The sequence below is a fragment of the Enterococcus sp. genome (genome assembly GCF_022711995.1).
Lineage (GTDB): Bacteria > Bacillota > Bacilli > Lactobacillales > Enterococcaceae > Enterococcus_D.
The window spans coordinates 1-24,493 of the sequence record NZ_JALAHI010000161.1 but is presented as its reverse complement, the minus strand read 5'-3'; the positions used below and the strand labels follow the sequence as shown (position 1 = coordinate 24,493).

Below are 24,493 nucleotides of genomic sequence, written 5' to 3'. Positions count from 1 at the left end.
GATCGCTGGACACTTTATTCCTTTTTGATACTTAATTTTGATGTTTATTGACGATATTCTTTTCCGTTTCCGGATTCTATCTGTAGCACAAGGAGGATTTCTAAAACAATCTACAGGAATTATCTCATGATTTTTGATACTTCTAAATGAATCATGCTGCGTATACTCCTATATATCAAAACAATGGCTACAGTATTTTCGCCAAATAAAGAAATCTATGATTTATTTTCTGGTCTTATTTAATCCATTTCAATTTTCAAAACAAATCATTTCAAAAATCCTACTCTTTTTTGTTATGATAAAGAAACATTTATGAATTTAGGTGATGATTTATGCGATTGCTGTTTTTCTTTTTTCTTTTTACTTTTTTGATTGGGTTTCTCTTCTATTTATTGACCCGTCGCACGATCGCCGAAGTCTATCAGGAATTGAACAATAAGAACCGCTACTTGCGAGGCATCAAAGCTTTCTTCATTGGGATTTATCGCATTTTGACTTCTGTATAAAAAAACTGAGACTGTGCCATAAGTCTCCGACAAGTAACACTATCCGAACCTTAACTATTTTGCTCCTGCGGTGCAATGGCTCCTCGTCGCAAAAGTCTAAGGAATCTATCCTAGCAATAGAGCAATAGAATTTTATTCGGTTTCACTTGTTGGATGATGACTTATGTCGCAGTCCCATTTTTTATTTGATTTGTGTTCTATTTTAATGGTTTCCATTGCCAGTCTTGGACTTCAGTAATGTCGTAGCCATTCTCACGGATAAAGTCATGGTGATAGGCAACGGTGTCGGCCATTCGTTGGGCAAAGTCGGCGGCTTGTTCGCCGTAGACCCATTCAGCACCATCTTTCGCTATATGGAAGCGATCCAATTCTGATAAGATCCGCATGTCAAAAGGTGTAGTGATATCACCATTTTCACGATAGCCGTGAATATGCAGCCGTTGATTTTTGCGGCCGAAGAAAATATCTCGAATCAGTCCTTCATAGCCATGGAAAGCGAAAATAATTGGCTTGTCTTTGGTAAAGTAAGCCTCAAATTCTTCATCAGTCAATCCCCGAGGATCAATCTCCGGATGACGTAGTTTCAATAAATCCACGACATTGATAAAACGGATTTTCAACTCTGGAAAGGCATCGTTTAATATGCTTACTGCCGCAAGGGCTTCTAAATTCGGCTCTGTTCCTGCTGCAGCGATTACTAAATCAGGTTCTCCTTGATCTGTTGAAGCCCAATCAATGATCTTCAAGCCGTCTTTTACTAGTATCTCCGCTTCATCTGCCGTATAAAACTGCGGGCGAGGATGCTTGGAAGAGACAATCAGATTGATCTGTTCTTCGGTTTGAAATGTTTCTGCCATTACCGCCAGCAAACTATTGGTATCTGCTGGCAAATAGATTCGGACAAATTCTGCTTTTTTCTCCGCAATATGCGTCATGATTCCCGGATCTTGATGGGTGTACCCATTATGATCTTGTTGAAATACCGTTGAAGATGCAATCAAATTCAATGATGGATAAGCTTTCCGCCAAGGCAGTTCTTTCGATTTGCGGGTCCACTTAAAGTGTTGTGTGATCATGGAGTCCACCACCCGCAGGAAGGATTCATAGCTAGCAAAAAAGCCATGGCGACCGGTTAAGATGTAGCCTTCCAAAAAGCCTTCTGCTTGGTGCTCTGACAATTGGGAATCAATCACCCGTCCGGCAGAACTTAGCCATTCATCATAGCTAGGTTGTTTTGGTTCCAGCCATTGGCGATTTGTCACGTCAAAAACATGATTCAAGCGATTGGATTTGGCTTCATCCGGTCCAAAGATTCTAAAATTAGTCGGATTTTCAACAATCAGATCCCGAGCAAACTTCCCGAACTCCATCATATCTTGAGCAGTGGTTGAACCAGGAACACCAATATCGATGGCATGCTGCCGCCAATCAGTGATTTTCAACGGTTGAGGATCAATGCCCCCATTCGTGATGGGATTCATTGCCATCCGTTTTTGCCCTTTCGGTGCGAGTTCTTGTATCTCCGCCTTGATACGGCCTGATTCATCAAAGAGTTTTTCTGGTTGATAGGATTTTAGCCAATCAGTCAAGGCATCGACGTGTGTCATATGGTGGGCATCGACTGGGATAGGTACTTGATGGGCGCGAAATCCACCTTCGATCGGTTCTCCCTCCCAAACTTTTGGTCCGGTCCAGCCTTTAGGCGTGCGAACAATCAAAACAGGCCAGCGGGGCATGACTGCTTCAGCCGCTTTTCCTTGACGGGCTTTGGTTTGAATCGCTTTGATCTGCTCAATAGCTTGGTCCATGGCTTTCGCCATTTGCGGATGAACAGTCGCAGGATCATCGCCCTCTACAAAATAAGGGGTCCAACCCATTCCTTCAAAATACTTGGTTAGGTCTTCATCAGATTTGCGAGCCAGAATCGTTGGATTAGAGATTTTCGCACCGTTTAGATGCAAAATCGGCAGAACCGCTCCATCATTTACCGGATTGATAAAGGTATTGGAAAACCAGCTACCCGCTAACGGACCGGTTTCGGCTTCACCATCGCCAACCACCACAGCAGCGATGACATCTGGATTATCAAGGACAGCCCCTGTGCCATGGGCAATGGAATACCCTAGTTCCCCACCTTCATGGATCGAACCGGGGGTTTCTGGTGCCGCATGGGAAGCAATTCCTCCAGGAAAGGAGAAAATTTTGAAAAGGTGCTGCATCCCGACTTCATCTTGGGTGACTTCTGGATAGATCTCCGTATAACTGCCATCTAAATAGGCATTCGAAACCATCACCTGACCACCATGCCCTGGGCCTTCAATGTAAAACATAGTTAAATCATACTTGTTAATGACACGATTCAAGTGAGCGTAGATAAAATTCTGACCAGCAATGGTGCCCCAGTGTCCAATCGGATTGACTTTCAGATCTTTTTCTTCAATGGGACGCCGCAATAATGGATTGTCTTTCAAATAGATTTGTCCGACAGAAAGATAGTTCGCCGCCTGCCACCAAGCAGTCATTTTGTCAAAATACTCTTGGGTATCAAATGTTGTCTTCATACTACTCCTCCTTGCTTTCTCTTAATGAAAAGTCTATGCGTCTCAATTTTAAAAGTCAATTTTGCTGATTGTACTTGCGCCACTGCTATGATTTGTCTGCTCCAGCACAAAAAAACAAGACCAGTACGCCTCCCACCAGGTTGCGGTTTGAGAGGATTTGGTCTTGTCCATGGCTCTTTGTTATTGCCTTATCTATTTCTTTAATTACTACTTGATCGTCACATAGTCCAACCCAACGAGCTTCGCCCATGTTTCGATTTGATCGGCGGTCAATGCTAATGAAACAACTGTATGATGTCCGCCGCCGGTTTCGATCCATTGTTTGACGCCTTGATGGAAGTTCGGACGTGGCGTCCACATCACGCGAGCCACCGGCAATTTTGGTGCGGCTTCTGTCGGTTCAAAGGCATCGACCTCATTGATCAATAACTTATAATGGGTGCCAAAGTCTGCCATAGAGACGACAACCCCTTCCCCACCTTGGCCATCAAAGACCAAACGTGCCGGGTCTTCTCGATCCCCCATCGATAGCGGCGAAACGACGATTTTGGGTTTATTGACAGCCAATACTGGATCCACTTCCATCATGTGAGATTGTAAAATGGCTTCTTGGCCTTCAGTCAACTCATAGGTGTAGTCTTCCATAAAGCCGGTTGCCTTGTTATGGGCCATGATTTTCATAAGCCGGTCGATGGCTGCGGTCTTCCAGTCGCCTTCACCTGCAAACCCGTATCCTTCAGCCATAAGGCGTTGCACAGCCAATCCTGGCAGTTGCTGCATCCCATAAAGATCCTCAAAGTTGGTCGTAAACGCACTGTAGCCTCCTGCTTCTAAGAAACGACGGATGCCGATTTCTTGTTTGGCCTGTACTTTTACATGCGCTTCCCAAATTGCGGCTTCGTAATCTCCCTGATCAAAGTCATACAAATTACGATATTCTTCAAACAAAGCGTTGACTTCTTCATCTGTCACAGCATCGATTACTTGAACAAGATCGCCAATACCAAAGTAATCCACGGTCCATCCAAATTGGATCTGTGCTTCGACTTTGTCCCCTTCAGTCACGCCAACATTACGCATATTGTCGCCGAAACGAGCGACTTTGATACCAAAACTTTCATTGTAGGCAACGGCCACATCCATCCAGGCGGCGATTTCTTTTTGGATCGCTGCTTTTTTCCAATAACCAACAACGATTTTATTTTGTTTCTGCAAGCGGGCATTGATAAACCCATACTCACGATCGCCGTGGGCTGCCTGATTCAAATTCATAAAGTCCATATCGATGGTTTCCCAAGGAATGCTTTCGTTGTATTGGGTGGCCAAATGAAGCAGTGGTTTTTGCAGCAGCTTCGTTCCCCGAATCCACATTTTGGCTGGTGAGAAGGTATGCATCCAAGTGATGACACCAGCGACTTCATCCCGATAATTGACTTCTTTCATGATTTTCGTGATCGTCTCCGCAGTGACTGCCAATTCCTGTAAAACGACTGGATAAGGCAGATTGCCACTGTCATTCAAACGTTCGACCATTTCGGCTGCATGATCGCGAACTTCTTGCAAGGCTTCTTCCCCATATAAGTGTTGCGATCCTACAACAAACCAAAATTCTTTTTTACTGATTGCTAACATTTTTGTAGACTCCTTCTTGATTATTTTTGCCCATAGTAGGCATCTTTGCCATGTTTTCGTAGATAATGCTTGTCAAGGACACACTGCGGCAGTTCCGGTGCATAGCTATTGATCTGACGTGTCACAACGTTCATCTTCGCTACTTCTTCTAAAACGACTGCGTTCATGACTGCACTTTGGGCATCTTTGCCCCAAGTAAACGGCCCATGCCCCTGCAGCAAGACACCGGGAATCTCTAAAGGCTGGATGCCGCGTTCACGGAATGTTTCAACAATTACATTGCCAGTTTCTGCTTCATAGCCATGGTCAATCTCTTCTTGGGTCAAAAAACGCGCGCAAGGAACACTGCCATAGAAAGTATCTGCATGTGTGGTGCCCATCGCCGGCAGATCCACACCTGCTTGTGCCCAGCTTGTCGCCCAGGTTGAATGAGTATGGACGATGCCGCCAATTTCTGGAAATGCTTGGTATAACACGGCATGTGTGGGCGTATCAGAAGAAGGATTCATCTTGCCTTCAACAACGTTGCCCTCAAAATCACAGACCACCATATCACTTACTTGCATCGTTTCATAATCAACCCCACTGGGTTTGATCACAAACAGCTGCTGACTACGGTCAACCGCCGACACATTGCCCCAAGTGTATTTGATCAAGCCATGTTTTGGCAGAGCTAAATTCGCTTGGAAGACTACTTCTTTTAATTGTTCTAACAAAAGACTCACCTCAATTTTTGATTTAAATCAAGCCATCGATCGCTGCCTGCTCGATCGACAACCCGTTTTGATAGCGCTTAACAAACTCAGTGAAACCTGCGATATCTTCAGGCAAAGGTGCCAAAGTTGTGCCCTCTTTTCCTTGGAAAACACCTCCTAAAAAGTCGGCTAGTGTTTCCGTTGCAGTCTTATTTTTCATAAATGCGGCCAGTAGGGCAATCCCCCACGCACCGCCTTCACCTGCAGTTTCCATTACGGTGACTGGTGCTTCCATGGCGGCAGCCAGCACACGCTGCGCAACGACTGGTGTCTTGAAAATGCCGCCGTGACCCACGATTCGATCGATTTTGACTTCTTCTTTGGTTAGAATATCCATGCCAATCTTCATGGCGCCAAATGCGCTTAACAAATGGAGGCGCATAAAGTTGGCTAACGTGAATCGACTTTCCGACGAGCGGACAAACAGCGGTCTGCCGGCTGGCATTTTGGTGATATTCTCTCCTGAATAATAGCCATAAGACAACATGCCGCCACAGTCTGGATCTCCTGCCAATGCTTGATTGAATAAGGTTGTAAACAGGGCTTCGGTAGAAATATCCATGCCTGCTGCTTCGGCAAATTCACGGAACACTTTGACCCAAGCATTGATCTCCGATGTACAATTGTTCGTATGAACCATGGCAACTAAATCGCCAGCTGGCGTCGTTACCAGATCAATTTCCGGATAAACCTGAGAGAGACCGCTTTCAAGAACAATCATGGCAAAGGCTGACGTTCCGGCAGAAACATTGCCGCTCCTTTGTGCCACACTATTGGTGGCAACCATTCCGGTTCCCGCATCGCCTTCTGACGGACAAAGAGGAATGCCCGGTTGCAACGTCCCTGTGGGATCTAGCCGCAGGGCACCAGCTGCCGATAGATTACCGGCCGCTTCTCCCGCCACTAGGACTTTTGGTAAAATATCGGCGATTTTCCAAGGCAGATTTTCCGAATGAATCAAGTCATCAAACTGATGGAGCATCTGCGGATCGTAGTCTTTGTATTGGCTGTCGATTGGAAACATTCCTGAGGCATCCCCAATCCCAATCACTTTTTCTCCTGTCAGCTGCCAATGAACATAGCCTGCTAGTGTCGTCAAAAATGCGACATCTGCTACGTGGGTTTCTTGGTTCAAAATGGCTTGATACAGATGAGCGATACTCCAGCGTTGCGGAATATTGTATTGAAACAATGCCGTTAATGCTTTTTCTGCTGCTTCGGTACTTGCATTGCGCCAGGTCCGAAAAGGCACCAGTAATTGGTCTTTTGCATCAAATGCGAGATACCCATGCATCATAGCGGAAAAACCAATTGATCCAATGTTCGTCAGAGGAACCCCATATTCGGCTTGAACGGAAGTGGCTAAAGCTTGGTAACTTGCTTGGATTCCTTGCCAGACAGTGTCCAGTGAATAGGTCCAGATGCCATCTAACAACTGATTCTCCCACTCGTAACTACCGGTGGCGATGGTTTGAAATTGCTCATCAATCAAGACTGCTTTGATTCTTGTTGATCCTAACTCGATGCCTAGTGCCGTTTGACCATTTTGGATCGCTGCACTTATTTGTTGCCTCATCTCTTTTCGCTCCTTTATCCATTTACTAACATTGACTATCAATGCTTTGCTGACTGTTGCTTCACTGAATCGCGGATGATCAATTCTGGCTCATAATAAAACGTTTCTTCCGCAGGTACCCCTGATGTGACCCATTGAGCAGCCAACATCCCCATTGCTTCTTTTGGGTGTGTCAATGTGGTGATCGCCGGTGTTGACAATATGCTTAATGGCGAATCATCATTGCCGACAACTGAAACATCTTCCGGTACTCGTTTTCCCTCGGCTTCCAATTGCTGGATCAAACGATGCGCAATCTCATCGTTGTAGCAAACGATCCCCGTAATCTCATTGGATTGATTCAAGCGGGCGAGGGCTTGTGCAATGACGGCTTCTTTCGTCTCGGTGGTATAAGTCAAGATATCTTCGGCAGCAAAGGTTTTCTTCCCTTGTTCCAAAGCTTTGACAAAACCCTTCATACGATATTTCCCTTGTAAGTCATCGATTTTAGTGATCAGCATCAAGTGTTCATGCTGCTGTGCCAATAAATAGTTCGTCGCCAGATAGCCTGAGCGAGTATCATTGACGCAAATATGCGGCAGATCAAGTTCTTCATAGTAGGCATTGATCATGACTAATGGAATGCCTGCTTCTTTTAACGTCATGTAGTAGGCTAAATTGGGGTTGTACTGACTACTCTTCGTTGGTTCAACGATCAAGCCGTCCACCCCTTGATCCATCATCTGTTGGAGACAAGCTCGTTCTTGTTGATGATCATTATTTGTTGATCCCAAGAGCAACGAATAGCCTTGTTCCCGCAATGTTTGTTCAACTCCCCGCATAATTGAGGGAAAGATATAATCAGAGAGATACGTCATAATGATCCCAATCGTTTTATGGCTGCGTTGCGGTAGATTCTCAGGTTTCGATACATAAGTGCCTGATCCTCTCTCTTTGCGCAAATAGCCTTCGTTGACAAGCAAAGCGATGGCTTGCCGCACAGTATGGCGACTCAAGTGGTATTCTTCTTGTAATGTGGCTTCTGTAGGTATCGTTGTCCCTTCTTTATAGGTGCCTAAACGGATTTTTTCCCGTAACTCATCTGCAAGTTGTTCGTACTTTGTTGTCAATATTATCCCATCTTTCAAAAGTTGTCCGTACATATAGTGTAATTTGAATGCGATTTCATGTCAATAGTCTTTTGCAAAAAAAGAACGCCCCCCATGGATCGCAGCTTTCATCTTGTTGGAAACATCGAATTCCTTCAATTGAAACTGTTCAGAAAAGCGGAATTGCTATACAATAAATGACAACGACAGCAAAGGAGGTTCTTCCTATTTTCTCTTTTAAAGACATCAAAGAAAATTACCCAAACGCCGCTTTGCACTCCGTCACCTCAACGGATCCTGCGATTGAATCGATCCCATTTGGTCAAAAATACATCTGGCTGCCTGCTGCTGACCTAACGGCGAAAGAAAAGATCATGCTGCAGCTAGGAAGTGGCAGCCTCGTTCCGATCATTGACAACCATGCCCGACCTTGGTACCCGATTTTATTTGAGCATCAGCCGATCCATGAAGCAGGAGACTATCGCTTGCTGCAAGTAAAATTCACTAACAGTATTGATCAATTGCAGTCTGAATGGTTACAGGAGATCCAACAAATGCTTCCTTGCGTCATCGACCTCTTCTTTCTGACGGAAGACAGCGCATTGATCGTGGAGCAGCAAACTGGTGACAACTTGCGGCTCGATGAGCTGGATGGCTTATTCGTGGCATTAGACATGGATTTTGACTGTTATTCTCATTTATTTGTAGGTCCCTTTCATCACTCCAGCCATGATTTCACCCTTCTGCTCGCTGAAGAGATGGCCCTTTTTCAACAGCAATTAGCTCGACAAACCAATTTGAAAAGCTTGGATCTAGCCACTGCCCTTATCCATTTACTAAGTGACGGAACCAACTACCAACTCTTGTTCCGCACCCTTTACCAAGATTGGTTTCAAGAAAGCGAATTGGTCCATTTGATCGAATCCTTATGGAAAAATCAAGGCAATGCCAGTTCCACAGCCAAATCGCTCTTCATGCATCGCAACACACTGCTTTATAAGATCGATAAGTTCCAAAATATGACCAACTTGAATTTGAAGGAAATGAATGACCTGCTCCTGTGCTATTTCCTCGTCAAAAATTTCGCTCATCCAACCGATTGAACAACTTGCACAAGAAAACGCTTTTTTTCTTGTGCATATTTCCGTTGCTGATTCAAAGCGTTTTCATTTATGATAAGCATGTAAATTAAATGGAAAGAGGTAATCCACATGGTAGAAATGGCCTTAAAAAATATCCACAAAAAATATGATAATAATGATTCATATTCTGTAACTGATTTTAATTTAGATATCGCCGATCGCGAGTTTATTGTTTTTGTTGGACCTTCTGGTTGCGGAAAATCAACAACACTACGGATGATCGCTGGACTGGAAGATATTTCTGAAGGTGAACTATCCATCGGCGGCAAAGTAATGAACGATGTTGCCCCTAAAGACCGTGACATCGCCATGGTATTCCAGAACTACGCGTTGTATCCACATATGACCGTCTTCAATAACATGGCTTTCGGATTGAAATTGCGTAAATACGACAAAGAAGAAATCAAAAAACGGGTAGAAAATGCTGCTGAGATTTTAGGATTGACGGAATACTTAGATCGTAAACCAGCTGCACTATCTGGTGGACAACGCCAACGGGTAGCCTTAGGACGTGCCATTGTGCGTGATGCGAAAGTCTTCTTGATGGATGAACCTTTGTCTAACTTGGATGCGAAATTGCGGGTTGCGATGCGTGCAGAAATCGCGAAACTTCACCAACGTCTAGAAACAACAACGATCTACGTTACCCATGACCAAACAGAAGCCATGACAATGGCAGATCGTATCGTTATCATGAAAGACGGTTTCATTCAACAAATCGGTTCACCAAAAGAAGTTTACAACACACCTAAAAATATGTTCGTTGCCGGCTTTATCGGCTCACCTGCCATGAACTTCTTTACTGTTACTTTGAAAAATGGCATGATCTCAGATGGCCACGGCTTAAACTTACGTATTCCTGAAGGCAAGAACAAAGTTCTTATCGAAAAAGGGTATGAAGGAAAAGAATTAGTCTTTGGTATTCGTCCAGAAGATATCCACAGCGAACAAATCGCGTTAGAAGCTTCTCCAGAAGCAACTGTCCGTGCAGAAGTAGTGGTTTCTGAATTACTTGGTGCTGAAACGATGCTTTATACGAAGATCGGCTCGACAGAATTTATCTCCAAAGTGGATGCCCGTGACTTCCACCGTCCAGGAGAAGTCGTTGACTTAGCATTCAACATCAACAAAGCCCACTTCTTTGATAAAGATTCAGAGAATGTGATCACGCTACCTTAATTTGTAGTTTTCTTGCACTGTCCTTGGTTTGCCCCCTAGACAGTCGCAATTAACTAATATCCACTTTTATTCCTTATTTGTATCCCCTAAAAACAGACGGCCTTGCGGCGGTCTGTTTTTGGGTTGCAAGGCTTATTTTTATTTTTCAAGATACCGGACATAAAACTTTTTGATCGTCGGATACTGACGGTAAGCCAAGAAGACAATTTTCAGCCGCTTGGTAGTGATGTCAGCCACATCAATGATTTTCTGATGTCCCACTGTGCCGATTTCAGCTAAGAAGCAGTCTTTGTCTGCTTTTTCATAATAAAGTACGGCCCTTTCGACTCTCTGACTCTTGCGGATCTCTTCTTGCAGGATCACTGTATTGATCCGTGTTGGCTGTGGAAAGGTCAGCGTCAACCATGGTTCTCGATCGCTTGCAGCCGGTTGCCAATAGGATTCTCCGGCCAGCTGTTGCAGACAGTCTTGATCCCAGTCGGCGTTTTGAGAAGAAGCCTTGAGATAGCCCTGATACTGAGGCAGATCCTCTTGCAAAGGTTTGAGATATTGGCCTAATTGAGTCAGTGATTGTTGATCCTTGGGATGAATCCGGCCATCGGGCATAGGCGGCACATTCAATAAGAACGTCGCATTCCCTCCCACTGTCCGGCGATACAGAGAAAACAGCGTTTCCGCACTTTTCACTTGATCATCTTCTTCTGGATGATAAAACCAGCCTGGTCTGATCGATAGATTGACCTCCGCTGGATACCAAGCCAATTCTTTTCTGGAAGTATATTTTGCCAATGCAAAACGACTGCCTAAATCGGCTTCGGTACTTGTCATAGTTTTGCGAAAGGCCGTGGTGTCTGTCTGTTGCGATTTCTTAGCCGTTTTTTCTGCATCCAAGAGCTCTCGTGGAACGACACTCCACTCATTTTCTCTTGTATGGCCAGCCTCATTTCCGATCCAGCGAACATCCGGTCCGCAAACCGCGATCACGGCATTGGGCTGCAACTGTCGAATCTGGCGGTAATACCTTTGCCAGTCATAAAACTGCCGTTTGCCATTGGGACCTTCTCCGTTGGCACCATCCAGCCACACTTCAGTGATCTCGCCATATTGGGTCAAAAGTTCCGTCAACTGCCCCACATACACCTCATCATAGGCTTGCCCTGTACCATAACTTGGGGCATGCTGATCCCAAGGGGACAGATAGATACCAAAGGCCAGCCCAGCCTCATGGCAAGCTTCGGACAGCTCTTTGACCAAATCCCCTTTGCCTTCTCTCCAAGGTGTATGGGCGACGGTTTGTTGGGAATAATTGCTGGGCCACAAACAGAAACCATCATGATGCTTGCAGGTTAAAATCACGCCTTTCATCCCACTGCGTTTAAAAAGTGCGACCCACGCTTGGCAGTCCAATGCTTGCGGATCAAATACGGTCAGTGATTCGCTGCCGTTACCCCATTCCCGATTCATCATAGTAGTTATCCCAAAATGGATAAAGCCATAGAATGCCAATTTCTGCCACTCTACTTGACGATAACTAGGACGAACCGCCGTCAGTTCTTCTACTTCCATCACCTGTCACTCCCTTTTCCAGCTGACGGCTGATTGCCTGCTACTTGTTCAACTCACCAGACAGATCGCTAGCTACAGCCTTTTTGTTTTTACAGCAAATAGAGTAGTGGATGCCAATTGAATTGACAAGCCACTACTCTAAATTACATACTTTGATTTAATTCACATAGTTTGTTTAAAAAAATGTTTTGGAGACATTCACGAACAAATATTCAGATACCGTTTCGTTATGCCTTTTGGTTCTATTCCAATGTATCTTCTACTTTATTTGACAATAAGACAAATGGCATATAGATTACCGTACCGACAGCAATAATTACGATTTGCAGCAATGCCGCTCTAAAATCCCCTGCCGTCGCAAGATAGCCTGACAAGACCGGTGGTGTTACCCACGGAATCAAAATGTACGTTGGATTAACAAAATGGAGACTAGTGGCAAGGTAAGCCAAAATCGTCGACACCATTGGCACGATACAAAATGGGATCGCATAGATCGGATTGAATACAATAGGCAGACCAAACATCATTGGTTCACTAATATTAAATAAACTTGATACGCCCCCAAGTTTCGCAATCATCCGCTGATCTTGTCGTTTCGAAAAGAGTAGTACGGCAATAACCAGACAAATCATGGTTCCGCCGCCACCCATGTAGACATAAGCATCTAAGAAAGGTTGCGTTACAATGTTTGGCGCAGTAGCACCGGCATTGATTGCCTCAACATTTTGCTGAAGAGACGTAAGTAAGATTGGTCCTGAGATTGCACCGAAAACAAAAGCCCCATGAATACCGAAAATAAAGACAAAGGTGGAAAGAAAAACGTATAACAAAATGCCGAATAATGTTTGAAAGCCGCCGACTAACGGTGCTTGTAGCAAGTTAACAACCACTTCTGGAACTGTCAGCCCAGTGATCGTACGTAGAACGACTTCAAAGATTGCGAATAAACTAATGGTAAAAAATGCTGGAATCAAGCTATTGAATGAGCGCGCAATCGCCGGTGGCACACTTTCTGGCATTTTGATTTTTAAGCGATCATTTGCCGTTAGTTTTACAACTAGCGGAACACTGATCAACGCTGCTAAAATCCCTAAAAGCATGGCAGAAGCACTCGTATAGGTTTGGGTCAGCGTACCTGCAGCTTGGATCTCTGTTCCATCGATTGCAGAGACGGAAACAATATTCGGTACTAGAGAGATATATGCCGCAATCGCCACGATTCCTTCCAATGCGCCATCTGAATCATAGGAGCGAGCCAAGCGCACCCCAATCAAAAAGGTGACCATGATGCCCAATATTCCCAACGTGCCATTGTAGGCTTGGTCGCAGATCTCAGAGATCATCATCCTCCCAGGAATCCCTCGCAAAAGTCCAGTGTCTTCAGCCAGTAACACATTATTGACCAACAAGAAGAAGGCCGCAGTGATGGTAATTGGGATCGTGCTTGCAAAAGCATCACGAATTGCAGCAATGTAGCGATTGACAGCAACTTTGTTTGCCATTAACGCAACTTTTTCTCCTAACGCTTCTTTGTTGAATGTTTTCTCATTCTTCATGTTTTAAACTCCTCTATTTTCATATTTTATTAAATCCGCAAGCAATGCCAGCCATTTCCCGGCGATTCCTACCCACACTTCTTTGTAAGTTGCATTATTGAACTGCGGCCAGTAAGGAACATCTTCATCGCCAAAAGTTTGAATTCCGACGGGCATTTCTCCGGTGATTTCTCCCGATGAAACGGAGTACTGCTGAGGATAGTTGTAGCCTTCCCCATACATCATTGACTGACCAAAAGGATTCTTGCCAATCATCCATTGCAACTGCTGATCGGCTAGGTCCACCAACCGGTCATTGTTCATTAAACGGCCCATAATTCCGGCACTTTTTCCCATGGATAACAAGACTCCATTGTTGCCTCTGAAAGAAAACCACACAGGAAAACGCTTCACATACAATCCATCGGCAATATTGATCCCTTGTTCTAATTGTCTTTGATAACTTTCTTTGGCCTCATCAGCCACTAATAAATGCTGTTTGTTGAAGCTCTCCTCATCCAACCATTCATCTTCTTTATAAACACCACTGGCATACATCGGATATGGATCCGTGAAACGACTCAAAAATTCTAAATAGCTGGCGTAGTCTGCAGCTGCTTTTTGCCAGGCTGGGTTATCTTCGACGGCAAGAACAGCTTCAAACGCTTGTGCATATAAATGTTCCCGCGCTTGATGATTAAAGTGCTGAAAGACTTTCTTGGTGTCATCTCGATAGAACATTCCTTTGAGAATCTGTCCATCCTCTAACGAGATTCCTTCGGTTTCCTGACATTGAAGAAGCGCAGTAAACCATTCCGCCATTTGTTCTTGATAGCTGTCTTCGTTTGTTAATTGGTACATCAGCGCAGCTGTCCATGACATCGTAGCCAAAAAGAGACTCTTTGATGTGTTGTACGTATGCTCCCAGAAAATAGGTTCATGTTTGAAGCCTGTTTTTTGATAACCTAAAAGAGCCTGTTGATAATCTTCTTTCACCACTTGCAGCAACTGTGGTCTCATCGAATACGCTTCCGGCAACGAGCGCAGGATCATGGCTAAGATCCCTGTAATCAAGAAATTGTCATAGGGACTGTTGTGAATTCTCGGTACAGCATCATCCATGTTGCCGATTCGGTTATCCGTCCAACGGGTGATTCCGGCACTGGTAATCCGATCGCCGTCATCCAACCGGGTTTTTAAGATAAAATCTAGGCCCCATTCACCTTCTTCGATCAGTCGTAAATACAGCAGTTCATTGTCTTTTTGTGTTTCGGCTAATTCAAACAAGCTGGCTGTTACTTCTGCGGTTTGAACCAATTGCTGGGAAAGATCTCCGGCATCATGCCACCCGCCATTGAAGCTGACTAAGGTTTGTTTATAAGTCGCGATCAAGTCTTCATGACAAGTCCCATGAATCCCATGAACAGGACAACCACACCGTTCACAAAAGATGAAGTTCAATGCTTTCCAGATCGATGCTTCTTTCAGTTTCCCTGTAGCCCCGATTTGGAAGACTTCCGTTCTTGTCTCCTCGACCTGTAAATAATAACTGCCTTGCTCTTGAATATCTGAAAAGTCCAAGACACCAAACTCACCGGTCTCCGTTTTTTGCCATTGAATCGGCTGTTGATAAACGACTTGATCGTCTGCGCTTCGAATGAGTTTAAATTCCTTTGCGGCAAAATCATGGGCATTGATAATCGCTGTTTTTGTATGATTCGAATGATACCCAATGTGGGAAAAGACGATGGCCTGTTTCGGTGCCTGCCAGCCTTTGGCTGAAGTACCTTGCTTGTTTTTTTCAAGACGAATATTTTCGACGGTGTAACGAAGGACTCCTTTCAAATTCATGTAGGAGCCATTCGCTCCGGCAAAAAGATGGATCCCAGTCACTTGATCTCTTGGCAAATTGCTGATGTCTAATACATACGTATGCTTTTTTTGCCCTTCAAGATTAATGACATGGGTGCCTTCGCGATCATAGATATCTGGTATCTTGATTGCGCCATCATTTTCCAAGGTAAGAATAAGCGCAGGATTCACCACATTCTCGCAAGCCGCTGAAATATCTAGTTTTAGCTGCGTGTATTCTTGCCAATCTTCTCCAGTGAGGGACAAGGAACCGCGAACTTCACCAAAATCGACATAATCCCCATCTTCTGGTGCCCCTTCTCCCCAAGAATCATAACGGGTATCGCTGCTCAAAGTCACAGAATGATTGGTTGTTTCCAATTGGCCGCGGCCTTGGTGGCACCATTTTTTGTAGGAATCAACCACTGGACGACTGGCGATGATTTCTTCCTGGTCCAGCTGGCGTTTCTCAAATGAGCGAGTGCGATCTATCGGCAGTGGCTTGTGGATGATCCCCGAGCGCAGCACATCTTCTTTGAACGTATTCATTCTATAGTTCCCCCTTATCAATAAATGCTAAAACCGCCGCTCCTTTTAGAGCAATCGTGTTTGGGTCAAGGGCTGTTACTTGAATCCCTTTGGTGACAAATCGGATCGTTTTGGCATTTAGTAACGTTACCAAATGTGATAAAAACCAGCCATCATTCATGATGCCCCCGCCAAAAACGATGGCTTCCGGATCACTGACTCGAATCAGATTCATAGTCAATGCAGCGGCAGCTTGCAATGCTTGATCAACGACCTTTTTCGCCAATGCATCCTGCTGCTCATAGGCTGCTACTAATTCCTGAAAAGACGTTCGCTGATCCTTGGCAACATCCAACAGTGTATCTGGATAATCCGCCGCGAATCTCCTGGTTTGATTGTGCATTCCTAGTCCAGAAGCAAAGAGTTCCACACAACCTTTACGACCACAGGAACAGGCCACCTCACTGTTGATGTCCACCACTGTATGCCCAATTTCTCCGGCATTAAAGTGCCCGCCACCAATCAGTTGTCCATCATGGATGATTCTACCAGCTATGCCGGTACCGATATTGATGTAAATGAAATCCTTCGTTTGTTTTCCAATGCCTAAGACTTTCTCGGCTAATGCCGCACTGGTGACATCATTGGCAACCCAGCATGGTAACTGGAATAGTTCCGTCATTTCTTCAGCCAGTGGAATGGCATCCGCAAGTCCCGGATGGATCTCCAGCCACGTGCCAGTTTTTGTGTCTACGCGTCCTACAACACAGATAGCAATCCCTGTCAGCTTGCCATAAACTGGTTGCTGTTTCAGATAGTCTTTGATTGCTTTCTTGATCTCTGCTGTTGCTATACGCTGGTTTTCAACCTTTGATGGATATTTTTTACTTGCTAAAATCTCTCCTGTTCGGGTTACTTCCCCTACTAATATTTTTGTACCGCCTAAATCAACGGATAAAACTGTCTCCTGCATCCTGCACCTCACTCAACAGTAACGTCCTTCCTCTAGATCCTCTCGACTCTGTTGCATCGATCCAGCTCTATCTGGGAACGTTACCAAATAATTCAAAACTGATTACGTTTTCACAGTCATCATAACCGGATGTGGTATCGCTGTCAACTCTTTTTTTACAATTTTAGAAACGTTACCAAATCTTTCTTGCTTTTTTTTCAGCCCTCACTTAAACTGAATAACGAGGAGGCGCTTTAGAATGAAAAAGACGATTACAATCAAAGAAATCGCAAAAAAAAGTAATGTATCTGTCTCTACTGTTTCACGCGTTTTAAACAACCATCCTTCTGTTTCTCCGGCTAAACGTGCAAAAGTTCAGGCGATTATCGAAAAAGAAGGATTTCAGCCGAGTATGCTTGCTCGCGGAATGGTCTCAAATAAAACCAAAACCATTGCGGTGGTTGTATCAGACGTGGCGAACCCCTATTTCACTTCATTGGTTTCCGAAATTGAGTTAGCAAGTAGTGAAGAACAGTATTCATTGCTCTTATTCAATACCATGACAGCGGGTCGCCAAAAAAAAGCCGACAGCAGCTTTATTGAACGAGACACCTTTCATACGATTCTCGAAAAAAAAGTAGATGGTGTCATCATTTTAGGGGGCGAAATTGATCGCGACACCCCGCAACCAGAGTATTTAGCTGCACTAGAACAATTAAATGAGCAGGTTCCTGTACTGATCGTTGGTCAGAAACAAGAACATTCTTCCTGTTCTTTTCTCGAACGTGATCTTCAAAAAGGAATCTTTTTATCGGTGCAGCATCTCCTTGCTTTAGGAAATCGCCGAATCGGATTTATTGGGGGAGAAAAAGGAGTCAAAATCACCACACAACGGGTCGAAGCCTTCAAAGAAGCCCTCTCCCTCTATAGCCGTTTTGATCCTTCTCTCATTTATTTGAGTGACTTCTATACCGAAGACGGCTATCAAAGCATGACAGCCATGATCCAAGAACAAGAAACGTTACCAGATGCTTTGTTGGCAATCAATGACAGTGTGGCGATCGGTGCCTTTCGGGCATTGGCAGATCACGGGTTAAATTGTCCCAAAGACATTGCTATCGCCAGTTGTGACAGCTTCCCGAATGGCGATTATCAAATTCCTCGCATCACAACGATCAACCAGCACAATCAATTTTTGGGCAAACTTGCAGTCAAACGATTGTTGAAATTGATCAATGAAGAACCATTAGAAACAATCGAATTGCATTCACCAGATCTCATTATTCGAGAGTCTTGTGGGATTGAAAGAAAGTGAGTAATCAAATGGAAAAACACCTGATTTTTATGGATATTGATGGCACCCTTGTGAACAACGAACAACAAATTTCTGAAAAAACAAAATCAGTCATCACCGCGCTGCAGCGTGACGGTCATCAATTCTATGTAGCGACTGGCAGAAAGTATTCCTCTGCTTATCATATCGCCAAAAGTCTTTCGCAAGATACCCAAGTGGTTGCTTCAAATGGCAGTGTTTATTCGCTGAATCAAACACTTCATAAAGAGCAGCTTTCTGAAGAAGCCTTGCGACGAATCTATAGCGTGACAAATGCCAAACAGCTGCCAGTTTTCTTTTTTGGAGAGCACACGGTATTTTACACCCAACAGCTGCCAGAGTATTTACAAAAAAATGATCAGTCACGGATTGGTCAAAAGGAGGAAGACTTCTGTCTGATCGATTCCCTAACCAAATTACTAGCAGTCAAAAACCGCATCGTCAACGGTATCATCATTGCAGATGACCGTGAGGCGGAACTTGCTGCAGTCCGGGCAGAATTAGCTGAAAGTCGGCTACTGACTGTCTCCTCCTCCCATCCCAACAATATCGAGCTGATCCCGCTAGGAATCAGCAAAGCCACTGCGATCCAAGCCATTCAACAGGACCTGGCGGTACCTAGAAAGCGGATCATCAGCTTTGGCGATGGCTTGAATGACTTGGAAATGCTCCAAGCCTCCGGCATCAGTGTCGCCATGGGAAATGCCATCGACGAGCTAAAGCATCATGCTGATTTTGTTACGGATAACAACTCAGAGGATGGTATTGCCAATTTTCTAACGAACTATTTTTCAACAAAGGAGTCCTAACAGATGTCAAAACCAACGATGCTTTCATACATTTTACAAGAACAAGAAACATTGACTGCGGCCCTCAATGCCTATCCGCAAAATATTGATCAAGCAATCGCAGAGATGGATCTCAAGGCAGACCAGTGGCTGGTCCTCGGTACCGGGTCCAGCATCAATGCAGCAAAAAGCGCCAAGTACTACATGGAAAAAACAGCTCAAATCAAATTAATGATCGAAGAGCCGTATAATTTCACCCATTATGAAAAAATCGATCCCAATCTGCAAGTTGCTTTAGGCATTTCTCAAAGCGGCCAAAGCACTTCGACCATCGATGCATTGGCGAAGATCACCAACCATCATGACGTTCACACGATGGCAGTAACCAGTATCGCCGACAGTGAGATCACCCAAGTAACCACTTCGACCCTCGATATTTTGTCCGGTCGTGAACGTGTAGGCTATGTCACAGTAGGCTTTTCCGCAACCGTCCTAGCACTAATGCTTCTCGGACTGCGAGTTGGCGTTAAAAAAGGAATCCTTTCAGCGGAAGAAGAAAAACAAGAACTAGCCGAATTCTTCCAACTAACAGCTAAATTTGGTCCAGCCATCAATAAATCGGTTGCTTTTTTTGAAACATTCCGAGATGATTTTAAAGATGCCCCCCGATTTATGTCGATCGCCTATGGTCCTGCTGTAGGTACCGCCAAAGAAATGGAGACAAAATTTTCCGAAACGATTCGTGTGCCTTCCCAAGGGATCGAATTAGAAGCATTTATGCATGGCCCCTACTTAGAAATGAATGCGGATTATCGGCTCTTCTTTATCGATACCCCTGCAAAAGCAGAAATCATCGAAAAAGCAGGTTTACTAAAAGCCTATGAGCAAAAGCATACTTCCCATGTCTTTACGATTTCATTGCGAAGTGACCAGTCAGACGATCCTTATACATTGGCTCTTGGCGAATGTGTAGATGAATTCAAATCCCCTTACTTGGCGATAATCCCATTCCAAGTATTTTGCTGGTATATCTCCAAAGAAAAAGGAATCGACATCACACAACGCATTTTTACAGACTTCTCGCAGGCAGTGAAAAGTAAAACAACTGTCCAAGATTACGTATAAAAAACCAGCCAGATAAAACGCTATACGTTTTATCTGGCTGGTTTCGCTTTATTTTTCTACAGCATTTCTACTATTTTTGGACCATACATCAAGTGAATCGTCTTTTTAGTTTTTCTCCATCGCCGCTTTTAATGCTGCAGCTAATGGACTTTCTTGCGGTTCTTCTTGATTGATTTTTTGCATCAATCGGCGTTCTTCGTGTTTGGTTAGTTTCTTGCTGCGTTCTTTTTTATCCGCCATTTTTTCGGTAGTGCCATCGAATTTGCAACGGAAGAATGCCCCATTTTTGCCTTCAATGATCTCCATCTTTCGATGGCATTGCGGACAGCGATGATTCGAGACTTTCGGATCTTTGCGGCGACGGTACTTACAGGTTTGACTTGAGCAAACATAGATTTTGCCATCACGGGTATTCTTTTCCCGTAATGGTTCCCCACATTCAGGGCAGCGTTTCTGCGTTAATGAAAAGTCCTGGTATTTGCTTTCGCTTTGCTTGATCTCTTTAACCAACTGCTTGGTATCTTCTTCGATTTGAGCGAGGAATTTTTGTTCAGAATAATTGCCTTTAGCAATCAGTTCTAATTCCTTTTCCCATTTCTCCGTCAATTCCGGGGTCACTAAAGATGGATTGACCAGCACTAGCAATTGCTTGCCTTTAGGTGAAACTTGCAGACCGCTTGGTGTCCGCTCCATCAACTCTGACTTGATCAGCTTCTCAATGATCTCGGCTCTCGTTGCCGGCGTTCCTAAACTATGTTTTTCCATCTTGCCTAAGAGCGTACCTTCATTCAACGGTTTCGGCGGTGTCGTTAATTCCTTCTGAATGCTGAATACAGGCTTAACACTCATTTGTTCTTGCCAAGAAACAGAGGTTGCTTCTTCTTTTGTTTTTTTCCATCCGGCTTCGATCACCGTATTATGGGTAAAGACAAACGATTCATTACCAAATTTAACCGTTACTTTTTGCTGTTGCTTCTTATGCGGCTTGGCAAAAAGCATCAAGAATCGTTCCACGATCATCTGATAGATACGCTGTTCATCGTTACTCAATTTTTCATACCGAGCCCGTTGCTCTGTTGGCAATAAGGCATGGTGATCAGAAACTTTCTTATCATTGAATACTGCTTGTTGCTGCACTTGACCGCCATTTTTCAAATAACCTTTGACCTCTGGTGCAAAATCTGCCACTGCTTGCAGCCGTTCTTTCATGGTTGCTTTCATATCATTCGTCAGGTACTTCGAATCTGTCCGGGGATAGGTAACGATCTTATGGGTTTCATACAAGCTTTGCACCAGTGATAAGGTTTTTTTGGCAGAAAAGTCAAAGCGTTGATTGGCTTCGCGTTGAATCTCCGTTAAATCATAAGGCAAAGGTGCTGCTTCGGTTTTGATTTTCTCTTCAATTGAGGTAACACGACCATTTTGCTGACTCATCTTTTGAACCAGTGCTTCGGCTTCGCTGCGGTCTTTTAATTGATAAGGATTACTTTGCTGACGCTTGGCCTTGCTGTCTCCAACCTCCAAGTTGATAACATAGTAGGTTTGAGGACGAAAACCTTCAATCTGCTTCTCTTGTGCGCGAACCAAAGCTAGCGTTGGCGTTTGAACACGGCCAGCGCTTAAATTATCCTGATATTTTACTGTTAGTGCACGGGTCACATTCAAGCCGACCAGCCAATCGGCTTTTGCTCGCGCAATCGCAGAATGATAGAGATTGTCGTACTGCTTTGCGGGTTGTAGTTTTGAAAAGCCATCTTTGATCGCTTTAGGCGTTTGTGAAGAGATCCATAGACGTTTGACAGGCTTGTCACAACGGACCCATTCCAAAATCCAGCGAGCGACTAGCTCCCCTTCTCGTCCCGCATCCGTAGCGATCACGACTTCTGAAACATCTTTACGATGGGCCAGCTGTTTGATTGCTTTCAACTGATGTCCCGTTTTAGTCAACGGCTTGATTCCAATGGTTTTAGGAACCATCGGCAGTGTTTCCATTTGCCATGATGCCCATTCTTTATTTAAATCTTCGGGCATTTTTAGACCTAATAAATGACCAAGGGCCCAAGTAACAATTACATTGGGTCCTTCGTAATAGTTTTTATTTTTTTGATTACAGCCCAATACTTTGCTGAGGTCTTTGGCAACGCTTGGTTTTTCCGCTAGAATTAGTTGTTTCATAAAAATCTTTCCTGCTTTCATCGACGACTTGTTGGTATTCTTTAAGCAATGCCAACCCCATATATTGTTGGAGATAATCGTCGCATTCTTCACACCAGCGTTCTTCGTCTTGATTCCAAAAAGCCGTCATAAAGTTGGATTTTGCATTTATGTACGAATATTCTTTCCGAATCTCGTGCCATTTTTCTTCATAAAATGACTGTGCTTCCGCAAAAGTTGCGAATGTGAACGCCTCTTGAATATCTGCCTGCCAACCTTCAAAAAACCACCATGGTTCGTTATCTCCATACATGACTATTACTTGATACATCCCATCGCTCCTTTCAAGATTCCTACCTAATATTAGTCACTTTTACTAAAAGTTGCAAGGAATAAGTTTTAATAAATAAGCATCCTTTAAAGAATTCAAAAAATCATCGTTTTTTATGTTTTTATACTATCACTTAAGATGACATCAACAAGATGTCACCCTTAGTCTAGCATAGAACACACGGAATGTGAACATAACAAAAAAAGATAGTAAGACCTTAGAATTCGAATTATTTTACGATTAAAAGTTTTTTTAGCCCAAAAGATCACCTATGGTACACTAAAGAAAAAAGCTGCTAGGAGATGATGCACTGATGTATCTTGATCAAATCACTTTTCCTGATCGAGAGTCCGAAGGGTCTTTTTTTGCGGGGATTATGCGAACTGTCTACGATTCCTATTACCCTTATCAAATCTTGTCAAAGAACGCTTTTTCTCAAATCGATTTTGAACCAATCACCATCCTTTATGGAGGCAACGGTTCAGGAAAAACCACTGCGCTGAATGTGATTGCTGAAAAAATCGGTGCAAAACGGTCCGCTGTTTATAATCGGTCCAATTTCTTTGAAGATTACCTGAATCAATGCCATTACACCATGACAAATGAACCCAAGATCAAGCAAATTTTGACTAGCGATGACGTGTTTGACTATATGCTCGACATCCGCAATTTGAATCAAGGCATTGATCGCCGCCGAGAAGAAGTGTTCGATGAATATTTTGAAGCCAAATACGCAAAATTTCGTTTTAAAGGCTTTGAAGACTATGAAAGGTTAAAGAAAATCAATCTGGCCCGTTCCAATACCCAATCTAAATTCACCCGCAAAAACTTGATGGACAATGTCCGGGAATTCTCAAACGGAGAAAATGCAGCAAAATTTTTCCAAGAAAAAATCGTACCTAATGGACTGTATCTGTTAGACGAACCAGAAAATTCACTTTCTACACAGCGACAAATCGAGTTAGTCGCATTCATCGAAGACATGGCCCGCTATGAGCACTGTCAATTTGTCATTGCTACCCATAGTCCCTTTGTACTTTCTACCAAAGAAGCAAAAATCTACGATTTGGATCAAAAGCCGGTAGATGTACGTCGTTGGACCCAACTAGAAAGTGTTCAAACTTATTATCGTTTCTTTCAAGACCACCAAGAAGCCTTTGAAGACGAGCAACGGCGCACAAAACAGTAAAAAAGCTGCGCCCAGAACCAAACGTAAACTGCTAACGCCCCTTCGACAACTTTGCCAAGCTAAGCCCATTCAAGCACGACTTTCTACCCGGCAAGCAGATGATAAAGGGACTGTGATATAAGCTATTTTCCAACAAGTTAAACCGAATCATGTTCTATTGCTACAGATTTCTCTGACTTTTGCGACGAGGAGCCACTGCACCGCAGAAGCAATACTATATATTATTCGGATCGTGTTACTTGTAGGAGACTTATGGCACAGCCCCTTTGGATTTGAAGCTAGTTAACACTAAGTCTTTAGGAACACTAGATGGCGAAGAATCATTTTCACTCATTAGGGAACATTAGGCAAGCCCTTAAAAGGTAAAATAGATTAGTACTCTGTTACATCTACAGGAACTGTTTTATTTATCTCTAAGTCTTCCTCATTTTCATTTTTTACTTGTTGCTTTTCTAGTAATTTGAAAAATGGCATATACATAAAATAGGAGATTAAAATTGAAACAAAGGACCAGACAGCTGCCCCTATACTACCATTAGTAGCCAGATAGGGTCCTATAATAGGTGGAATAGTCCAAGGAACTTGGATGACGAATGGTCCTACCAAACCAAGATTCATTAGAATATATGTACCTATACAAAGAATCATTGGTGTAGCTATAATAAGATATAATTGATAATGTATTGAACTATTTGCATTTTT

18 protein-coding genes and 1 pseudogene are annotated in these 24,493 nt (G+C 43.7%); 7 read left to right on the top strand and 12 right to left on the bottom strand.

What is annotated here, in order from left to right; all coding sequences use genetic code 11:
* The first annotated feature begins 332 nt into the window (after nucleotides 1-332).
* Nucleotides 333-506 carry a hypothetical protein gene (locus tag Q0A12_RS15935; RefSeq protein ID WP_291293610.1) on the top strand — a complete coding sequence of 58 codons (174 nt, stop codon included), beginning with the start codon at nucleotides 333-335 and terminating at the stop codon, nucleotides 504-506.
* A 197-nt stretch (nucleotides 507-703) separates the two neighbouring features.
* On the opposite strand, the gene Q0A12_RS15930 is transcribed toward Q0A12_RS15935, so the two are convergent.
* The 5 genes from Q0A12_RS15930 to Q0A12_RS15910 form a co-directional block, all read right to left on the bottom strand.
* Nucleotides 704-3,067 carry a phosphoketolase family protein gene (locus tag Q0A12_RS15930; RefSeq protein WP_291293609.1) on the bottom strand — a complete coding sequence of 788 codons (2,364 nt, stop codon included), beginning with the start codon at nucleotides 3,065-3,067 and terminating at the stop codon, nucleotides 704-706.
* Nucleotides 3,068-3,274: 207 nt separating this feature from the next.
* Nucleotides 3,275-4,699 (bottom strand): L-arabinose isomerase, encoded by a 1,425-nt coding sequence (gene araA, locus Q0A12_RS15925; protein ID WP_291293608.1) that lies wholly within the window; start codon nucleotides 4,697-4,699, stop codon nucleotides 3,275-3,277.
* 20 nt (nucleotides 4,700-4,719) lie between these two features.
* Entirely contained in the window at nucleotides 4,720-5,415 is a 696-nt protein-coding gene (locus Q0A12_RS15920; RefSeq protein WP_291293607.1) for an L-ribulose-5-phosphate 4-epimerase, read from the bottom strand.
* Nucleotides 5,416-5,437: 22 nt separating this feature from the next.
* Nucleotides 5,438-7,030: an FGGY-family carbohydrate kinase gene (locus Q0A12_RS15915; protein ID WP_291293606.1), complete on the bottom strand. Its 1,593-nt coding sequence runs from the start codon at nucleotides 7,028-7,030 to the stop codon at nucleotides 5,438-5,440.
* A 38-nt stretch (nucleotides 7,031-7,068) separates the two neighbouring features.
* A complete protein-coding gene (locus tag Q0A12_RS15910) occupies nucleotides 7,069-8,172 on the bottom strand; it encodes a GntR family transcriptional regulator (protein ID WP_291293605.1) in 1,104 nt (367 codons plus the stop codon).
* A gap of 143 nt (nucleotides 8,173-8,315) precedes the next feature.
* Here Q0A12_RS15910 and Q0A12_RS15905 point away from each other — a divergent pair, with 143 nt between their 5' ends.
* Both Q0A12_RS15905 and ugpC read left to right on the top strand, forming a co-directional pair.
* The gene (locus tag Q0A12_RS15905) at nucleotides 8,316-9,221 is read left to right on the top strand and encodes a helix-turn-helix domain-containing protein (protein ID WP_291293604.1); all 906 of its coding nucleotides are present in this window, start codon (nucleotides 8,316-8,318) and stop codon (nucleotides 9,219-9,221) included.
* Between the two features lie 108 nt (nucleotides 9,222-9,329).
* The gene (gene ugpC / locus Q0A12_RS15900) at nucleotides 9,330-10,439 is read left to right on the top strand and encodes a sn-glycerol-3-phosphate ABC transporter ATP-binding protein UgpC (protein WP_291293603.1); all 1,110 of its coding nucleotides are present in this window, start codon (nucleotides 9,330-9,332) and stop codon (nucleotides 10,437-10,439) included.
* Nucleotides 10,440-10,577: 138 nt separating this feature from the next.
* On the opposite strand, the gene Q0A12_RS15895 is transcribed toward ugpC, so the two are convergent.
* From Q0A12_RS15895 to Q0A12_RS15880, 4 genes are all read right to left on the bottom strand, one after another.
* Complete coding sequence (locus Q0A12_RS15895; RefSeq protein WP_291293602.1) at nucleotides 10,578-12,005, bottom strand: alpha-L-fucosidase; 1,428 nt, start codon at nucleotides 12,003-12,005, stop codon at nucleotides 10,578-10,580.
* A 242-nt stretch (nucleotides 12,006-12,247) separates the two neighbouring features.
* Nucleotides 12,248-13,561, bottom strand: coding sequence for a PTS transporter subunit EIIC (locus Q0A12_RS15890; protein ID WP_291293601.1), 1,314 nt, complete (start codon nucleotides 13,559-13,561; stop codon nucleotides 12,248-12,250).
* Between the two features lie 3 nt (nucleotides 13,562-13,564).
* Complete coding sequence (locus Q0A12_RS15885; protein ID WP_291293600.1) at nucleotides 13,565-15,940, bottom strand: glycoside hydrolase family 9 protein; 2,376 nt, start codon at nucleotides 15,938-15,940, stop codon at nucleotides 13,565-13,567.
* Between the two features lies 1 nt (nucleotide 15,941).
* The gene (locus Q0A12_RS15880; protein WP_291293599.1) at nucleotides 15,942-16,892 is read right to left on the bottom strand and encodes an ROK family protein; all 951 of its coding nucleotides are present in this window, start codon (nucleotides 16,890-16,892) and stop codon (nucleotides 15,942-15,944) included.
* Between the two features lie 238 nt (nucleotides 16,893-17,130).
* Here Q0A12_RS15880 and Q0A12_RS15875 point away from each other — a divergent pair, with 238 nt between their 5' ends.
* From Q0A12_RS15875 to Q0A12_RS15865, 3 genes are read left to right on the top strand one after another with little or no spacing between them, the layout of a single operon-like run.
* On the top strand, nucleotides 17,131-18,186 hold the full coding sequence (locus Q0A12_RS15875; protein ID WP_291293598.1) for a LacI family DNA-binding transcriptional regulator: 1,056 nt from the start codon (nucleotides 17,131-17,133) through the stop codon (nucleotides 18,184-18,186).
* Entirely contained in the window at nucleotides 18,183-19,013 is an 831-nt protein-coding gene (locus Q0A12_RS15870; protein ID WP_291293597.1) for an HAD family hydrolase, read from the top strand. Before Q0A12_RS15875 ends, Q0A12_RS15870 begins: the two co-directional genes overlap by 4 nt.
* Before the next feature lie 3 nt (nucleotides 19,014-19,016).
* The gene (locus Q0A12_RS15865; protein ID WP_291293596.1) at nucleotides 19,017-20,117 is read left to right on the top strand and encodes an SIS domain-containing protein; all 1,101 of its coding nucleotides are present in this window, start codon (nucleotides 19,017-19,019) and stop codon (nucleotides 20,115-20,117) included.
* Nucleotides 20,118-20,222: 105 nt separating this feature from the next.
* Here the strand turns inward: Q0A12_RS15865 and Q0A12_RS15860 are convergent, their stop codons facing one another.
* Both Q0A12_RS15860 and Q0A12_RS15855 read right to left on the bottom strand, forming a co-directional pair.
* Nucleotides 20,223-22,292 carry a DNA topoisomerase III gene (locus tag Q0A12_RS15860; RefSeq protein WP_291293595.1) on the bottom strand — a complete coding sequence of 690 codons (2,070 nt, stop codon included), beginning with the start codon at nucleotides 22,290-22,292 and terminating at the stop codon, nucleotides 20,223-20,225.
* Entirely contained in the window at nucleotides 22,225-22,602 is a 378-nt protein-coding gene (locus Q0A12_RS15855) for a DUF1033 family protein (RefSeq protein WP_291293594.1), read from the bottom strand. Before Q0A12_RS15855 ends, Q0A12_RS15860 begins: the two co-directional genes overlap by 68 nt.
* Nucleotides 22,603-22,915: 313 nt before the next feature.
* Here Q0A12_RS15855 and Q0A12_RS15850 point away from each other — a divergent pair, with 313 nt between their 5' ends.
* The gene (locus tag Q0A12_RS15850) at nucleotides 22,916-23,791 is read left to right on the top strand and encodes an AAA family ATPase (RefSeq protein WP_291293593.1); all 876 of its coding nucleotides are present in this window, start codon (nucleotides 22,916-22,918) and stop codon (nucleotides 23,789-23,791) included.
* A 372-nt stretch (nucleotides 23,792-24,163) separates the two neighbouring features.
* Here the strand turns inward: Q0A12_RS15850 and Q0A12_RS15845 are convergent.
* Nucleotides 24,164-24,493: pseudogene (locus Q0A12_RS15845) on the bottom strand (hypothetical protein); the annotation flags it as partial.

What these genes read in the sequence shown, in the direction of transcription:
- Q0A12_RS15935 (WP_291293610.1), top strand. Translation starts at nt 333, where the DNA reads ATGCGATTGCTGTTTTTCTTTTTTCTTTTTACTTTTTTGATTGGGTTT.
- Q0A12_RS15930 (WP_291293609.1), bottom strand. Translation starts at nt 3,067, where the DNA reads ATGAAGACAACATTTGATACCCAAGAGTATTTTGACAAAATGACTGCT.
- araA (WP_291293608.1), bottom strand. Translation starts at nt 4,699, where the DNA reads ATGTTAGCAATCAGTAAAAAAGAATTTTGGTTTGTTGTAGGATCGCAA.
- Q0A12_RS15915 (WP_291293606.1), bottom strand. Translation starts at nt 7,030, where the DNA reads ATGAGGCAACAAATAAGTGCAGCGATCCAAAATGGTCAAACGGCACTA.
- Q0A12_RS15910 (WP_291293605.1), bottom strand. Translation starts at nt 8,172, where the DNA reads ATGTACGGACAACTTTTGAAAGATGGGATAATATTGACAACAAAGTAC.
- Q0A12_RS15905 (WP_291293604.1), top strand. Translation starts at nt 8,316, where the DNA reads ATGACAACGACAGCAAAGGAGGTTCTTCCTATTTTCTCTTTTAAAGAC.
- ugpC (WP_291293603.1), top strand. Translation starts at nt 9,330, where the DNA reads ATGGTAGAAATGGCCTTAAAAAATATCCACAAAAAATATGATAATAAT.
- Q0A12_RS15895 (WP_291293602.1), bottom strand. Translation starts at nt 12,005, where the DNA reads ATGGAAGTAGAAGAACTGACGGCGGTTCGTCCTAGTTATCGTCAAGTA.
- Q0A12_RS15890 (WP_291293601.1), bottom strand. Translation starts at nt 13,561, where the DNA reads ATGAAGAATGAGAAAACATTCAACAAAGAAGCGTTAGGAGAAAAAGTT.
- Q0A12_RS15885 (WP_291293600.1), bottom strand. Translation starts at nt 15,940, where the DNA reads ATGAATACGTTCAAAGAAGATGTGCTGCGCTCGGGGATCATCCACAAG.
- Q0A12_RS15880 (WP_291293599.1), bottom strand. Translation starts at nt 16,892, where the DNA reads ATGCAGGAGACAGTTTTATCCGTTGATTTAGGCGGTACAAAAATATTA.
- Q0A12_RS15875 (WP_291293598.1), top strand. Translation starts at nt 17,131, where the DNA reads ATGAAAAAGACGATTACAATCAAAGAAATCGCAAAAAAAAGTAATGTA.
- Q0A12_RS15865 (WP_291293596.1), top strand. Translation starts at nt 19,017, where the DNA reads ATGTCAAAACCAACGATGCTTTCATACATTTTACAAGAACAAGAAACA.
- Q0A12_RS15860 (WP_291293595.1), bottom strand. Translation starts at nt 22,292, where the DNA reads ATGAAACAACTAATTCTAGCGGAAAAACCAAGCGTTGCCAAAGACCTC.
- Q0A12_RS15855 (WP_291293594.1), bottom strand. Translation starts at nt 22,602, where the DNA reads ATGTATCAAGTAATAGTCATGTATGGAGATAACGAACCATGGTGGTTT.
- Q0A12_RS15850 (WP_291293593.1), top strand. Translation starts at nt 22,916, where the DNA reads ATGTATCTTGATCAAATCACTTTTCCTGATCGAGAGTCCGAAGGGTCT.